This is a genomic window from Afipia sp. GW822-FHT04G07, assembly GCF_058800765.1.
In genome coordinates this window covers 3,255,577-3,270,933 of record NZ_JBXAMP010000001.1, presented here as the reverse complement: position 1 = coordinate 3,270,933, position 15,357 = coordinate 3,255,577, and the positions used below count along the sequence as shown (strand labels likewise).

Annotated in this window: 14 protein-coding genes; 6 read left to right on the top strand and 8 right to left on the bottom strand. The window is 62.3% G+C overall.

Annotated features, from left to right (window positions below; all coding sequences use genetic code 11):
• Positions 1-81: 81 nt before the first annotated feature.
• The 3 genes from AC1RKJ_RS16040 (at position 82) to AC1RKJ_RS16030 (ending at position 6,193) form a co-directional block, all read left to right on the top strand.
• Positions 82-1,605, top strand: a complete 1,524-nt coding sequence (locus AC1RKJ_RS16040) for a sigma-54-dependent transcriptional regulator (RefSeq protein WP_492791913.1) — start codon at positions 82-84, stop codon at positions 1,603-1,605.
• Positions 1,606-1,962: 357 nt separating this feature from the next.
• Positions 1,963-4,059 (top strand): L,D-transpeptidase family protein, encoded by a 2,097-nt coding sequence (locus AC1RKJ_RS16035; protein ID WP_492791912.1) that lies wholly within the window; start codon positions 1,963-1,965, stop codon positions 4,057-4,059.
• A 490-nt stretch (positions 4,060-4,549) separates the two neighbouring features.
• Positions 4,550-6,193, top strand: a complete 1,644-nt coding sequence (locus tag AC1RKJ_RS16030) for a peptidoglycan L,D-endopeptidase MepK (protein ID WP_492791911.1) — start codon at positions 4,550-4,552, stop codon at positions 6,191-6,193.
• Between the two features lie 37 nt (positions 6,194-6,230).
• Here AC1RKJ_RS16030 and AC1RKJ_RS16025 read toward each other — a convergent pair whose 3' ends face one another.
• Both AC1RKJ_RS16025 and AC1RKJ_RS16020 read right to left on the bottom strand, forming a co-directional pair.
• On the bottom strand, positions 6,231-6,506 hold the full coding sequence (locus tag AC1RKJ_RS16025; RefSeq protein WP_492791910.1) for a DUF2312 domain-containing protein: 276 nt from the start codon (positions 6,504-6,506) through the stop codon (positions 6,231-6,233).
• Positions 6,507-6,678: 172 nt separating this feature from the next.
• Entirely contained in the window at positions 6,679-6,981 is a 303-nt protein-coding gene (locus tag AC1RKJ_RS16020) for a DUF1244 domain-containing protein (RefSeq protein WP_492791909.1), read from the bottom strand.
• Positions 6,982-7,259: 278 nt separating this feature from the next.
• On the opposite strand from AC1RKJ_RS16020, the gene AC1RKJ_RS16015 reads away from it, so the two are divergent.
• A complete protein-coding gene (locus AC1RKJ_RS16015) occupies positions 7,260-7,811 on the top strand; it encodes a DUF1036 domain-containing protein (RefSeq protein ID WP_492791908.1) in 552 nt (183 codons plus the stop codon).
• Positions 7,808-9,244: a pyruvate kinase gene (pyk, locus tag AC1RKJ_RS16010; protein ID WP_492791907.1), complete on the top strand. Its 1,437-nt coding sequence runs from the start codon at positions 7,808-7,810 to the stop codon at positions 9,242-9,244. Before AC1RKJ_RS16015 ends, pyk begins: the two co-directional genes overlap by 4 nt.
• Positions 9,245-9,286: 42 nt before the next feature.
• On the opposite strand, the gene AC1RKJ_RS16005 is transcribed toward pyk, so the two are convergent.
• From AC1RKJ_RS16005 to ykgO, 4 genes are all read right to left on the bottom strand, one after another.
• Positions 9,287-9,703: a phasin family protein gene (locus AC1RKJ_RS16005; RefSeq protein WP_492791906.1), complete on the bottom strand. Its 417-nt coding sequence runs from the start codon at positions 9,701-9,703 to the stop codon at positions 9,287-9,289.
• Positions 9,704-9,896: 193 nt separating this feature from the next.
• Complete coding sequence (locus AC1RKJ_RS16000; protein WP_492791905.1) at positions 9,897-10,868, bottom strand: alpha/beta fold hydrolase; 972 nt, start codon at positions 10,866-10,868, stop codon at positions 9,897-9,899.
• Positions 10,869-10,973: 105 nt separating this feature from the next.
• Positions 10,974-11,585: a tetratricopeptide repeat protein gene (locus AC1RKJ_RS15995; RefSeq protein WP_492791904.1), complete on the bottom strand. Its 612-nt coding sequence runs from the start codon at positions 11,583-11,585 to the stop codon at positions 10,974-10,976.
• A 174-nt stretch (positions 11,586-11,759) separates the two neighbouring features.
• The gene (gene ykgO, locus AC1RKJ_RS15990) at positions 11,760-11,885 is read right to left on the bottom strand and encodes a type B 50S ribosomal protein L36 (protein WP_002718645.1); all 126 of its coding nucleotides are present in this window, start codon (positions 11,883-11,885) and stop codon (positions 11,760-11,762) included.
• A 318-nt stretch (positions 11,886-12,203) separates the two neighbouring features.
• On the opposite strand from ykgO, the gene AC1RKJ_RS15985 reads away from it, so the two are divergent.
• Entirely contained in the window at positions 12,204-13,235 is a 1,032-nt protein-coding gene (locus AC1RKJ_RS15985) for an acyl-CoA desaturase (RefSeq protein ID WP_492791903.1), read from the top strand.
• Between the two features lie 86 nt (positions 13,236-13,321).
• On the opposite strand, the gene AC1RKJ_RS15980 is transcribed toward AC1RKJ_RS15985, so the two are convergent.
• Both AC1RKJ_RS15980 and AC1RKJ_RS15975 read right to left on the bottom strand, forming a co-directional pair.
• Complete coding sequence (locus tag AC1RKJ_RS15980) at positions 13,322-14,293, bottom strand: tripartite tricarboxylate transporter substrate binding protein (protein ID WP_492791902.1); 972 nt, start codon at positions 14,291-14,293, stop codon at positions 13,322-13,324.
• A gap of 65 nt (positions 14,294-14,358) precedes the next feature.
• Positions 14,359-15,342 (bottom strand): Bug family tripartite tricarboxylate transporter substrate binding protein, encoded by a 984-nt coding sequence (locus AC1RKJ_RS15975; protein WP_492791901.1) that lies wholly within the window; start codon positions 15,340-15,342, stop codon positions 14,359-14,361.
• Between the last annotated feature and the right edge of the window lie 15 nt (positions 15,343-15,357).

Genomic DNA, 15,357 nt, shown 5'->3' with positions numbered 1-15,357 from the left:
AAGAGGTCGTTAATCTGCGTCGGCGAGAGTGCCCCGATTCGAGACATGTTGTTGAGATAGTCCAGAGTTGCGGGGAATGCCATGGTTGCGACCATTCTGATTGCGGACGACGACGCCGTTCAGCGCCGTCTGGTCGAGAACATGGTGCAACGCTGCGGCTACGAAACTGTGACGGTCGAGAGCGGCGACGCCGCCCTCGCACATCTGATCGATCCCGACACCAAACCGATCGACGCCATGGTGCTCGATCTCGTCATGCCCGGGCTCGATGGCATGGGCGTGCTGGAAAAAATCAAGGATCTGGGTTTCGATCTGCCGGTGGTCGTGCAGACCGCCCATGGCGGCATCGACAACGTGGTCTCCGCGATGCGCGCCGGCGCGCATGACTTCGTGGTGAAACCCGTCGGCGTCGAGCGGTTGCAAGTGTCGCTGCGCAACGCCCTCAACGCCAGCGCGCTGAAAGGCGAACTGCAACGCATTCGTCACCGCCGCGAAGGCAAACTCACCTTCACCGACATCGTCACGCGCTCTGAGGCGATGAACCACGTGATCGCGATGGGCAAGAAAGCCGCGGCATCGGCGATTCCTGTCCTGATTGAAGGCGAATCCGGCGTCGGCAAGGAGCTGATCGCGCGCGCCATCCACGGCTCCAGCGAGCGCAGCGCCAAGCCCTTCATCACGGTAAACTGCGGCGCCATTCCGGATAATCTTGTCGAGTCCCTATTGTTCGGCCACGAGAAGGGTGCGTTTACCGGCGCAACCGAGCGGCATGCGGGCAAGTTCGTCGAAGCCAATGGCGGCACGCTGTTTCTCGACGAGATCAGCGAATTGCCGCTGGCCGCGCAGGTGAAACTGCTGCGCGCCCTGCAGCAGGGCGAGGTCGAAGCCGTCGGCGGCCGCAAGCCGGTCAAGGTCGATGTGCGGATCGTATCCGCGACCAACCGCAACCTGTTGAATCAAGTGAAGGCGGGCGCCTTCCGCGAGGATCTGTTTTACCGGCTGCACGTTCTGCCGCTGACCATCCCGCCGCTGCGCGCGCGCCGCGAGGACATTCCGCATCTGGTGCGGCATTTCATGGCGCGGTTCTGCGCCGAGGAAAATCGCCCCGCGACCGGCGTCAGCGGCGAAGCCATCGCGATGCTCGGGCAACTGAACTGGCCGGGCAACGTGCGCCAGCTTGAGAACGCGGTGTACCGGGCGGTGGTGATGAGCGAAGGCGGCCAACTCGGACTGCAGGATTTCCCGCAAACCGCGGGGATTGCGCCGGGCTCGTCCGGATTCGAGGCGGAGCCTGTAACGCTGGAAAGCCCGCCCTCCTCGACGCATCTTATCCCGGGTACCGAGATACCCATTGCGCCGAACGCCGCTCCCGCCCCAACGACCGGATTCATGCCGACCTATGGCGCTCTCGCCATGCTTGGCGAGGATGGCGAGGTCCGGCCGCTGGAGGAAATGGAAACCGAGACCATCCGCTTCGCCATTTCCCATTATCGCGGGCAGATGTCCGAGGTGGCGCGGCGGCTGAAGATCGGCCGCTCGACGCTCTACCGGAAACTGGACGAGGCAGCCGCCTCAGATGCGGAACCCGCCGGCCCCGCACGCTGAGCGAATCATGCGTGGGCATGGAACGAATACCCAGCTTTTTCGCTTCTCTCATTGAACCGTTGCGGTCCGGTGACAGACACAGGAAAAGCGCGCGGCAATGCGCGCAACCCGTTGCAACACGTGTGTATTTAAAGTCATTTCGCTGGAGATGACTTCGAGTTGATCCGGCGGCGGCTGGCCGCTTGGGGCTGGCGCGTGTACCGTCTCGCGATGTTTTGATGATGCGAGATTGCGTATCAATATCCGATCAAGCCGGCGCTTTTCCACAAGTGCAAATGGTTCTGACGGAAACCATCATGAACTGTTCCATGCCGGGGCAGTTTCACCCGACAAGGGTGCCAGAATTGGGGTGCGAGAATGCATGACGTTTCGAACGGCCACCGCAAGGGCCCAGTTGGCTTCGATCGGGTCCTCATGGCCGTGGCAGCCACCTTCCTCTCCGTTGCCGCGACTGCCGCTTTTGCCCAGGCCAGCCCTGCAAAAAGCCCCGCGGATCTCGCCATCGACGCAGCCGTGCCGCTTCCCGAACCCGCCAACGTTCCGCCGCCAACGGTGAACGACTTCAAACTCGACACCACGGCCACCGCACCAGCCACCGCGACGCCTCCGAAGAAGGAAGAAGCTGCGGCCCCAGCTGCCCCTGCCGCCGCACCGACCACCACGGCAACTGTTCCTCCGGCTGCAACGGCGCCGACGGCAACTCCACCGGCAGCAACGGCAGCGGCACCGGCGGTCGACCCCGCAAAGGCCGCTCCGGCTGTCGCTGCCGCCGATCAACCGGTGGCCGACAAGCTGCGCGATCTGATCGCCGCCAAGGGCGCCCGGTACTTCGATCGCAAGAACGAACGCGCCGCCGTCGAGAATTTCTACAAGGATCGCAACTACGCGCCGCTCTGGAGCGAGGCTGGTGCGGTGACCCCACGCGCCAAGGGCGTGATCGCGCGCCTCAAGGATGCCGGCGCGGAGGGCTTGAACCCGGGCGACTATCCGCTCCCCGATTTCGCCAACGCGACTTCTCCCGACACACTTGCCGAGGCCGAACTGCGGCTGACCGAAAGCATGTTCGACTATGCGCGTCACGCCCAGAGCGGCCGGATGCACTGGTCGCGCGTCAGCGCGGACATTTCCTATCCCGAGCATCCCGTCGATCCGGTCGAAGTCCTCATCAATGTCTCGACGGCGAAGGACGCTTCCGCTGCGCTTGAGAGCTACAATCCGGCGCACAAGGGCTACAAGGGCCTGAAAGCCAAGCTCGCAGCGCTGCGCGGTGTGACTGAGGATACTTCCAAACATATCGCTGAAGGCGACGTGCTGAAGTTCATCAAGCCGACCAAAAAGAACCCGAACCCGACCGTCGCGGAAGATCCCCGCGTGCCGGCGCTGCGCGCGAAACTCAACATCACCGAGAACGCCGCCGACACGCATTACGACGCGACCGTCGCAGGCGCGGTGCGCAAGTTCCAGGCTAGCAACGATCTGAAGGCAACCGGCATTCTCGACAATGCCACGGTGCGCGCGCTCAACGGTCCTCGCAGCGACCGCCAGATCGACATCGTCCGCGCCAACATGGAGCGCTGGCGCTGGCTGCCGCGTGAACTCGGCGCGGCGCAACTCGGCAATGCCTACGTGATCCTCAACATCCCGGATTACTCGCTCAAGCTGATGCAAGGCGACAAGCAGGTCTGGACCACGCGCGTCGTGGTCGGCAAGCCCGGCAAGCATGCGACGCCGGAACTGACGGAAACGATGAAGTTCATCACCGTCAATCCGACGTGGAACGTGCCGCCGTCGATCATCTACAACGAATATCTGCCCGCGCTGGCGCAGGATCCGACCGTACTCGACCGCATGGGCCTGAAGCTCGCGCGCGCCGCTGACGGCAGCGTGCGCATTTCGCAGCCGCCGGGTGAAGCCAACGCGCTCGGCCGCATTCGCTTCAACTTCCCAAACAAATTCCTCGTCTATCAGCACGACACGCCGGACAAGCATCTGTTCGCCAAGGAAGAGCGCGCCTTCAGCCACGGCTGCATGCGCGTGCAGAATCCCGACCAGTATGCGGCGAACCTGCTCAGCATCGCGTTGCCGAAGGAAAACTACACGCCGGAAAAAATCAAAGGCATGTACGGCCGCAGCGAGATCAACATCAATTTCCCGACGCCGATTCCGGTGAACATCACCTACCAGACGGCGTTCGTGGACGACGCGGGCAAGCTCGAATTCCGCAGGGACATCTACGGCCGCGATGCGAGGGTGATTTCGATGCTCAAGGGCAGCGAAGGCAAGGAAATGGAAATGGCCGTTTCCCACGCCCAGCCGAACTACGTCCGTCCGACCAATGTGCGGGTTCCCGGTGACAGCTACGCCAGCAACGGGCCCAGCTTCTTCGAGCGGCTGTTTGGACCGCCGACCCCGCCGCCCGCTCCGGCTCGGGGTCAGCGCCGGGTGGTTCGCTGAGCCAGCGATTTCGGCCCGTTCGATCGAAAAACGGCCGACTTTCCTCGATTTCCACAGCTTTAAAGGCTCCGCTGCTGCGGGGCCCTTTTTGTTAACCATTGCGCCGAAACCATTCCGGCCCGGATCGGCCTACCGGCCCTTTTTTGCCATACTCCGGGGGGCATACTTTAGCTTCACGAGCCCGTGACAGACTTGAGGCAGGTTAGGGCTCTTGGATAGGCTAAAGGCTTGGGTGAACTTAAGACTTGGGCAGACTGAAGACTTGGACGGACCGAGACTGGGCCGACTGAGACTGGGCAGACTGAGACTGGCAAACTAAGACTTGGGTCAACTGCTGAAACGAGACCTCTGAGACAGGAGTCGGGGACGGGTAAATATCGATTAACTGTCCTCGCTTAAGACTGCGTTCATTCTCTCCCGTTGCGTGGGGTAGCGGGAGAATACCAAAATCAACTGACGCAAGACCAACTGGCGTCGAACGGGATTCTGAGTGGCGGGCGGTTTTCCACGCAGCTATGGGGTTGAATGGCTTTCGCGCACCGGCGTGCGCGTCGGCCTCGCGTCATTGCTTTTGATCGCGACCAATGCCCGCTCCGTCCATAACGCGACCGCCGACGGCGACACCCGCACCCTCTCTTTCCACCACACCCATTCCGACGAAGACCTCACCGTCACCTTCAAGCGCAACGGCCGTTACGACGAAGCCGCGCTGAAAAAACTCAATCACTTCCTTCGCGACTGGCGCAGCCAGGACTCCACGACGATGGACCGCCGCCTGTTCGATATCGTGTGGGAAGTCTATCGCGACGTCGACGGCAAGCAGCCGATCCAGATCATCTCCGCCTACCGCTCGCCCGCAACCAACGCCATGCTTCGCCGCCGCTCTTCCGGGGTCGCGCGCCACAGCCAGCATATGCAGGGCCACGCGATGGATTTCTTCATCCCCGGCGTGCCGCTCGAACAGATTCGCTTCGCCGGACTTCGCCTGCAGCGCGGCGGCGTCGGCTTCTACCCCACCTCCGGATCGCCGTTCGTACATCTCGACGTCGGCAGTATCCGCCACTGGCCGCGCATGACCCACGATCAGCTCGCGCGCGTCTTCCCCGACGGCCGCACGGTGCATGTGCCGACCGATGGCAAGCCGCTGAAGAACTATGAGCTTGCGCTCGCCGATATTCAGAAGCGCGGCAACGGCGAGGACGTCTCGGCACCATCGAAGTCACGCAGCTTCCTCGCCTCGCTGTTCGGCCGCAACAAGTCAGCGGATGACGAGGAAGAGACCGGCAACGACGCCGTTGCCGGCGGCAAGGTCAAGCAGGTGGCGATGGCCGCAGCCGACAAGGCCAGGGACGCCGCGCAGGCGACGGTCGCAGCCGCAGAGAAAGTTCTCGACCGCGTGCCGCTGCCGCGCGCCAAGCCTGCGGGGGCTGCGGCCTATCAGGTCGCTTCGGCCGATACCAAGATCGTTCCGCCGCCCAGGCAGCAACCCGCGCTCAAACCTGTTCCAGCCGACGAATATACCCCGCAGTCTCCCGTCGATATCATCAACGCCCGCGGCTTCTGGGATAACGAGCCGGCGCCGAAGCCCGCCACCCAGGCGCAGATGGCAGCCCTCAAGGCACGTGGCGCCATTGTTGCAGCCGATCCGCAATCCACCGCCAGCCTGCCGCAGAATGTCTCGCAGGCGCTGGCTTATGCCCCGTCGGTCGCGCAGCCCGAGCGCGCGCCAATCGTGGCCGCCAGCGCGCCGGTCCCGCGCAACCCCCGTATGGCCTCCCTCGTGCCGAACCCCATGTCCGGCAAGGATCTCTACGGAAGCGATACACAGGTCGCCAAAAACCAGCAGGGCACCAGCGCGACCCTGGTCAGGACGAAACTCTCCACCCAGACCAACGACATCTGGCTGCGCGCAATGATCCTCGCGCCAAGCGCCAGCACGTCGCTGTCGGCCTCGATCCTCGGCGATCAGGACATGACCGTGATGCGCGTCCACTTCGCCAAGCCTAACGCGACGCTGGCGATGACGTTCTCAGAGGATCCGCATCTCGGCATGATTTGCGAGAAATTCACCGGCTCGGCGATCGCGACGCTGTCGACGACGTCGTTTGCGATGCGCACCGCCGCGCTGCGCTAAATCAAACCTCACCGTTAAAGGCGCGGCCGGTCGCGCCTCACAGCATCCCCAGCGCCTGCATGTAGGTTTCCAGGATGGTTTCCTGTTCCTGACGCTCGTCCGCGTCCTGCTTGCGCATGCGGATGATGGTGCGCAGCGCCTTGACGTCGAACCCGTTGCCCTTGGCTTCGCCGTAGACGTCCTTGATGTCGTCGCTGATGGTTTTCTTTTCTTCCTCAAGCCGCTCGATGCGCTCGATGATGGCCTTCAGCTGACCCTTCGCGAAGCTGTGCGCGGTATCGTCGTTTTCTTTCACGGCAGCCGAGGTGGCCATCGGGTACTCCTGAACTCTTATGAAGATGAAGCTGGCAGGCGTGCGGGGCACGTCATTGAAGCATCACACTCAAGAGTGATGCCTGCCGCGTCAAGGCGGAGTCACGGTCATCCACAGTGACCCACAGGAGAAAGAAAAGTCGGCGCCCGCGCGCCGATTTCACTTGCCAGTTTCAGTGACCGGCGTGGTTCTTCTTCATGGCGGCCTGCTGATCGGGCGTCGCCTCGGTCTGATGTGTCGCCTTCCAGGTTTCGTACGGCATGCCGTAGACCGCCTCGCGGCTCTCGTCCTTGGTCAGCGCCACGCCCTTTTCGTCGGCGGCATCCTTCAGCCAGTTCGACAGGCAATTGCGGCAAAAGCCCGCGAGATTCATCAGGTCGATATTCTGCACATCGGTCCGTGCGCGCAGATGCTCGACGAGACGGCGGAAAACCGCCGCTTCCAATTCGGTCTGGGTCTTGTCGTCGATCGCCATGGTCAATTTCCGTTGTTTCAGGAGCCCTACCGGCGGCTCCAATATCAGTCATCTAACATGGGGCCACGTGATGCCATTTTCCATATCGTGGAAAAAACCGGTTTCGCCCGTCACATATTCCCGCAACCCGGCTATTAACCAGCCGTGCGTGGTTTGGCGAAACCATCAAGCGCCTCTATACTGGCGGCAGGCCTGATCGGATGAACATAAGGTCTTCACTTTTGCCGATCATATTCAATGCGTTACGTGACACCCACCCGTTGATGCAACCTGATTAAATGACAGCCCGAAACTTCCGCCACGCCATGTCCCGCCGCACCGTCACCGCCGCCCTCTCAGGGCTTGTGGCGCTGATTACGCTGTGCGCATGGAGCGAACCGGCCGCCGCGGATTTTCGCCTGTGCAACAACACGTCGAGCCGGGTCGGCATCGCGCTGGGCTACAAGGACAATGAAGGCTGGGTCACCGAGGGCTGGTGGAACGTATCGTCCCGCGCCTGCGAAACCCTGCTGCGCGGAACGCTTGTCGCACGATTCTATTATATCTACGCCATCGACTATGACCGCGGCGGTGAATGGTCGGGGCAGGCTTTCATGTGTTCACGCGACAAGGAATTCACCATCAAGGGCACCGAAGACTGCCTCGCACGCGGGTTTGACCGCACCGGCTATTTCGAGGTGGACACCGGCGAACAGCGCGCCTGGACCGTCCAATTGACCGAATCCAATGAACAGAATCCACGCACGCCCGGGCTGCCCGGCATGCCGAATGCTCCGGGGGCCGCACAACCCGGCGCACTTCCCGGCGCCGCTCCGGGAAATCCAAAATGAGACGTCTGCGACGCATCAAGATTCTCGCCACGTTGGGACCGGCATCGTCGGACAGCGCCTCGATTCGCAAGCTGTTCGAGGCAGGCGCCGACGTGTTCCGCATCAACATGAGCCATACGCCGCATGACAAGATGCGCGAACTGGTATCGACGATCCGCAATGTCGAAAGCAGCTATGGCCGCCCGATCGGCATTCTGGTCGACCTCCAAGGACCGAAGCTGCGGCTTGGAAATTTCGAGAACGGCTTTGTCGAACTCAACAACGGCGCGATGTTCACGCTGGATTCCGACACCACACCCGGCGACAAGACCCGCGTCCATCTTCCCCATCCGGAAATTCTGAAAGCGCTCCGGCCGGGCCATGCGTTGCTGATCGACGACGGCAAACTGCGCCTGATTGCCGAAGAAACTTCGCCCGACCACGCCCTCGTGCGCGTGGTGACCGGCGGGAAAATGTCCGACCGCAAGGGCGTCAGCCTGCCCGATACCGATCTGCCGGTATCGGCGATGACGCCAAAAGATCGCCTCGATCTCGAAGCGGCGCTTGAGACGGGCATCGACTGGGTCGCGCTGTCGTTCGTGCAGCGCGCCGAGGACGTGATTGAGGCCAAGAAGCTGGTGCGCGGACGCGCATCGATCATGTCGAAGATCGAGAAGCCGCAGGCCATCGACCGCCTCGCTGAAATCATGGAAGCATCCGACGCGCTGATGGTCGCGCGCGGCGACCTCGGCGTCGAACTGCCTGCCGAGCGCGTGCCGGGACTTCAGAAGCAGATGACGCGCATGGCGCGGCGCGCCGGCAAGCCGGTCGTGATCGCGACCCAGATGCTGGAATCGATGATTTCGTCACCGGTGCCGACACGCGCCGAGGTTTCGGACGTCGCCAACGCCGTGTTCGAAGGCGCCGACGCGATCATGCTGTCGGCTGAATCCGCCGCGGGCAAGTTTCCGGTCGAGGCGGTGCTGACCATGAACCGCATCGGCGAGGAATGCGAACGCGATCCGACCTATCGCGGCGTCATCGCCGCGCAGCGGCCAGACCCCGAATCCACTGCAGGCGACGCCATCGCCGACGCCGCGCGCCAGATCGCGGAAACGCTGGACCTGTCGGCCATCATCTGCTGGACCAGTTCGGGATCGACCGCGCTGCGCGTCGCGCGCGAACGTCCGAAACCGCCGGTGGTCGCCATCACGCCGAACGTCAACACCGGACGCAAGCTGGCGCTGGTCTGGGGCGTACATTGCGTGATCGCGGAAGACGCCCACGATCAGGACGACATGATCGACCGCGCCGCGCGCATCGCGTTCCGCGACGGTTTCGCGAAGGCTGGCCAGCGCGTGATTATCGTCGCCGGCGTCCCGCTCGGAACGCCGGGAACAACCAACATGGTCCGCATTGCCTATGTCGGCCCCGACCGCGACGCCGACATCTGACACGCGGCAAGCGGCTCAACGACACCGCCCAACAAGTGAGCCTTACGCGGCCTTGTCGGTCGCCGTCATCGTCTCGCGAAGTTCCTGCGCCGCGTGCGTCGCATTGTCCACCGCGCCCTGCGTGATCCGCAGCATCCGCTGCGCCTCTTCGCCGTATTGCGTGAACGCGGTCTGCCAGAACTGGGCATAGGCCTGCTGCAAATCCTGCAACGAACGGCAATCGTGAATCGTCCGGAACAGCTGGACGTCTTCGCGCAGCCGCGCGCCGACGAATTCGGACCATTCCTTGCCGAGGTTCTGCAAGGTGGTGCTGATCTGCGCGTTGAACTTCGCAGTTTCGTTCAGCACCGTCCCGTTCAATTCGCTGACGCGTACGAGATCGGGAAACGGAATCGTTTCCGCAGATTTATTGAATACGCCGTCATCATTCGACGTGGTTGGGTTTGATGTAGTTGTCATTTCCGACCTTCATTCTGCTGGAGCGAGAAAAGGACGCGAGCAACGGCGTCAGTCCATCATCGTTCGATGGCAGCAGTGTGATGCTCAGCACATCGTGAAAGAAATTAAATTTTCGATCCCGATGCATGTGCATGTTGCGCATGCGTGACTGACGCCCGCTGCCGGCCGGCGCTCACACTGATGAGCCGATGAATCAATGTGTATCAGCGACCGATGCCGATGAAGCAGCCTGCACCCGCGCCGCCATCGCTTCGATCTCGGCCACCACCAGGTCAGCTGCGAAGACCTGCGGCATGTGGCCGCCGTTCGGCAGCACCACAAGCTTGGTCTGGGGCACCGCCTCCGCGAACGGCCGCGAGTGAATGTCGGTCGACACGGTCCTGTCGGCGTCACCGGTGACGATGGTCACGGGTATTTTGATCGACGGATAGTTCGGCGACTGTTTCACCATTTCCGCCTTCAGGGTCGTGAGATCCCGGGCGTTGTTGAGGAAGACGCGCGGCCGCAGCACCATCCGAACAGCTGTGGCGTCGACATAGCCCTCCGGCGCTGTCTGGGGCGAGAACACGTATTGTATTCCGCCATCCACCAGGAACATACCGAGCGGCAATGTGATGGTGTAGGCAAGCAGCGGGCCGACCACCGGAATGGCAGCGATCTGGTTGAAGGCGCCGACGCCCCCCGGCCACGGATAGGCCACCGGCGACAGCATCACGATGCCCGCGACACGCTTGGGATATTCCATCGCCATTTCCGGCATCAGCGATCCGGCCCACGAGTGACCGACAAGGATCGCCCGACCGACGCCGAGCTTGCCCAGCGCCTCATCGATCATGCGGGCCTGAATGGCGGGCGTCGAATCCTCGACACGGTCCCGCGTACTCCAGCCGAGACCGGGCCGATCGATCAGGATGACGCGGTGGTCCTTCGCCAGCCTGTCACCGAGCGGCTTGCGCATCGTTTCCAGGCTCGACGTCGCGCCATGAACGAGAACGATTGGCATACCGTTCGCGTGGGTCGGGCCGAGTTCCAAGACATGCAGGCGTGCGCCCTTGACGTCGATGAATTTGCCTTGCGGCGGATCGGCGCGCTCGAGCGCGGTGACGCCGACCTGCGTGATCAGCGCCATGACCGCCAGCGCAATCGCCGCAGCTAAAACCGTCATTGAAAGTATCCGGGGAAATCTGTGCACGCCGTAAACTACGAACGACCGGTGGATAGGTTTCGCTTGGACGAACGGACCGGTTCGGATGAACAATTTTCGGTTAAATCAAATATCGCGGCCTTCGACCTTCTCGGTCAGCGACTTCACAAGGTCAGGAACGCGCTCAAGATAAGGATTGATCGCAAGCGCCCTGCGGAAAGCTTCCAGCGCATGCTTCTCGTCGCCGGTTTCCTGCATGATCATTCCCAGACCCGCCAAAGCGCCGAAGTGGCGCGGCTCGCGAATCAGCACCTGCCTGATGTCTTCCATCGAGCGGCTGTAATCGTTTTGCAGGTAATGGATCGTCGCACGCCGGTTCCATGCCTCCACATAGTCGGGGCGCAGCTTGATGACGGCGTCGAGCAGCTTCAGCGCAACATCGGTTTCCTTGCTGTCCAGCGCGGTCTTTGCCCGCGACATCAGCAGCGCGGCGGTGTCGCTCGGCGTCGCGGTCCATAGCGCCCAGATCCGCGCCTCCACCGCCTTGGCGCTTTCCTGATCCGGTGCCGCCTTCAGCGCACCAAACAGGAAATCGAGATTCTTGGTCTTGTCGCCGGTGACGCGGGGCAACTTGGTCGGGGCTTCCGGCAGCTTCTTCGGCATGCCCGGCGGCGTGATCTGCGGCGCTTGGGCCGCAGCCGGCGTCGTGGCGACCGCGGCAAGCACGGCGGCACCCATCGCGAGTTTCAGAAAAGCCCGCGCCGAATCTGCCGTGTTTGCCGACCGCCATGCCATGGGCAAAGTCTAAACGCGGAAAGCACCGCGTGCAAAGCACTAGCGGCGCCAAACGCACGCAGCGTCAAACGAATGTGATGTGGAGAGAGTTTCGTGCAGCAAGCCGCGCGGCCGAAATCAACCCTGGCGCGCCTTAAAGCGGCGCTGGACCTTGTTGATGACGTAAACCCGGCCCTTGCGGCGAACCAGACGGTTGTTGCGGTGACGGCCGCGCAGGGACTTCAGCGAATTACGGACCTTCATGGGACAATGCTCTCTGGAAGGCCGCGTTGCAGGGCCGAGTGTGGAACCGGTTGGTTGATGGGCAATATCCCGCAGGCCGGGGCCCGCGCGAGACAGGCGGTTTCTATGCCATCGGAGCCATAAATGTCAATCCGGCCCGGCCTATTCAGACATCTTCCGCCGGGTCAAAATGCCCCGAACGGAACCCGTTTTTGGGCTTTCCGGTGCCAAAATGTCTCTCTAATCAACATTCAGGCTCGCCTGCGCCACGGTTCTTCTTCTTCGGCGGTGCATACGTTAAACACAGCGCCGGGGCGCTCAGAAGGCAGATTTGGACCGTTGACCGTCGAAATAACCACAAATCGTCCGCCAGCCGCGAAGACCGTCAGCATTGCTGCCGCCGGTTTTGCGAATGCCGGCATGTCCGGCCGCCTGCCGCTGCCCTCCGGGGTGATCCTGCGCCGGATCGACTGGCCGGTGGCAATCACCATTCTGGCCTATCATCTCGTCGCGCTGCTCGCTGTCATGCCCTGGTATTTCAGCTGGACCGGCCTGATCGTCGCGATCGTTACCGCGCGGCTGACGGGAATGCTCGGCATCAACATCTGCTACCACCGGCTGCTCACCCACCGCGGCTTCAAATGCCCGAAATGGTTCGAGCATGTGCTGGCCGTCATCGCCGTCTGCTGCGTGCAGGACACGCCGGCCCGCTGGGTCGCCGTGCATCGCCGGCATCATCAGCACGCCGACGAGCAGCCCGATCCGCACAGCCCGCTGGTGAATTTTCTCTGGGGCCATATCGGCTGGCTGGTGGTGAAAAACCCCGAGCTGAACCGGCTCGGGATCTACGACCGCTACGCAAAAGATATTCTTCGCGATCCCTTCTATGTCGCGCTCGAACGCAACTTCCTGCAGCTCAAGATCATCGTCGCGCAGTGGGTGGTGTTCTTCGGCCTCGGGTTTATCGCGGAACTCGTGCTGGGCGGCACGGTGATGCAGGCGGTGCAATTCGGGTTGAGCATCCTGATCTGGGGCGTGTTCGTGCGCACGGTGTTCGTGTGGCACCAGACCTGGGCGGTGAACTCCGTCACCCATCTGTGGGGCTACCGCAACTATCAGACCGACGAGGACAGCCGGAACAATGTCTTCATCGGCCTGCTGGCGCATGGCGAAGGCTGGCACAACAATCACCACGCCGACCCGCGCTCGGCGCGTCACGGCCACAAGTGGTGGGAGTTCGACACCACGTTCCTCACCATTCGCCTGTTCGAGAAGCTTGGACTGGCGACCGACGTGGTGGGGCCGAGCCCGCATATCATGGCCAAGGGAAACATGGTCACGCGCGGCGGCGCCAACACGCCGGACGATTAAGCGCGGCGACAACGCCACCCCGCATCAAATAAAAAGCCCGCACCCGGTTTGATCCGGGGCGGGCTTTTTAATGGATGAGCCTCGCTTTATTGCTGCGGCACGTTGGCTGTCTTCACGACCGCCGCCCACTTGTTCATTTCCGCATCGACGAACTTGGTGAACTCAGGACCGGCGAGCTTGCCGGGCTCGACGCCTTGCCCGGCGAATTTCTCGCGGGTGGCGGGTGCCGCGAGAACTTCCTTCATCGTAGCAACCAGCGTCTTGTAGGCGGCGTCGTCGTTCGCCGCAGGCATGTAGAGGCCGAACCAGGCCGTTGCCTCGAATCCCTTTACGCCGGCCTCATCGAGCGTCGGCACATCGGGAAGCGATGCGGCGCGCTCCTTGCTGGTGACTGCAAGTACACGGATGTTTCCGCCGGATGCGGCGGGCAACACTGTCGGCAGCGTGTCGAACATGATCGGAATATGGCCGCCGATCAGATCGTTCATCGCCGGTGCAGCGCCCTTGTAGGGAACATGCACGATGTCGACGCCGGCCATCTGCTTGAAGAGCTCGCCCGACAGATGATTGGCGCCGCCGATGCCGGCCGAGCCGAATGAATACTTGCCTGGCTCTTTCTTGGCCATCGCGATCAATTCTCCGACGGTCTTGGCGGGGAAGTTCGCGGTGACGACAAGAGCATTCGGTGCGCTTGCCACGAGGGCGACCGGAGAAAACTCCTTGCGCGGATCGAACGGCAGTTGCTTGTAGAGGCTCGGGTTGATGACGTGATGCGTGGCGGTCAACAGCAGCACGCTGCCGTCCGCCGGTGATTTCGCCACCATTTCCGAGCCGATAATTCCCGAGGCGCCGGCACGGTTCTCGACGATGGTCGTAACGCCGAGCTTATCGCCGAGATATTGCGCGACGAAGCGCGCGAGAATGTCCGTCGTGCCGCCCGCGGGGAACGGCACGATGATCTTCACATTGTTAACCGCAAGCTTCTCGGTGGCTGAAACATGACCAGCCGTCCCGGCAAGCAGGAATACGGAGCAGATGACAGCGAGCATTTTCTTCATGAGGTACCTGACTTGGTTTGTGTGGCGGCGATTTTACACGCCAGCAGAAAGTGTCCGTTGGTGAATCAGGGCTGACGCAGCAATTTCGCGCGCTCGACCAGCGAACGTTCGGAGCGATAGAACTCGCCGGCCCATTGCTGGTACTCGACGGGCGGCTTCTGCCACTGGGTCTGCCCCAGGGTCACCAGCAGCTTCTTGTATTCGTCGCTGTCGGCCGCCGCCTTGAACGCCTGATACAGTTTGTCGACAACCGCGGGCTGCATTCCCTTCGGTCCCACCAGTCCATATGGCGCCGGGTAAACGAGATCGTAGCCGAGGCTCTTGGCTGTCGGCGCACCGGGTAACGAGGCCACCGGCTGCGGATCGAACGACAACAGCACCCGCATCTTGCCCGACTCGACGTAGGGAAGAATGGTGCCGATGGCATCCACCGTCGCCATGGTGTGACCACCGAGAATAGCCGTGACGGCTTCGCTGCTGCCTTTGTATCCGACATGCGTGATCTTCACGTCGGCCATGCCAGCGAGCGCCTCGGCCAGAAGATGCATCGTGGTGCCGGCGCCTGCCGTGGCGACGGTCAGGCTGTCAGGATTTTTCTTGGCGTAGGCAACCAGATCAGCGGTGGTCTTGAACGGTGAGTCCGCATTCACCGCAAGAACGAACGTGTAGCCGCCCAGACCCGTGATCCAGGTAAAATCCCTGATCGGATCCCAGTCCACCTTCTGCATGTAAGGATAACGCAGCAGGCCCGCGGTCGCGGCAGCGATGGTGTAACCGTCCGGCGCTTCGGTCTTCGCCATTGTGGACGGCGCCAGCGTTGCGCCCGCGCCTGGCCTGTTCTCGATGATGATGGGCTGGCCGAGTTGCTTGGAGGCCAATTCGCCGAGCTTCCGGAACGTGGTGTCGGTCGCGCCACCCGCAGCGAAGCCGACAAGAAGCTTGATTGGCCGCGAAGGATACGTGTCCTGAGCCTTGGCCAATTGCGATGTCGCGACGATCAGCGCCGCCGCAACAGCTCCGTAACGCAATGCGGCTGTAAACCAGGTCATACTCGTCTCCCTTTA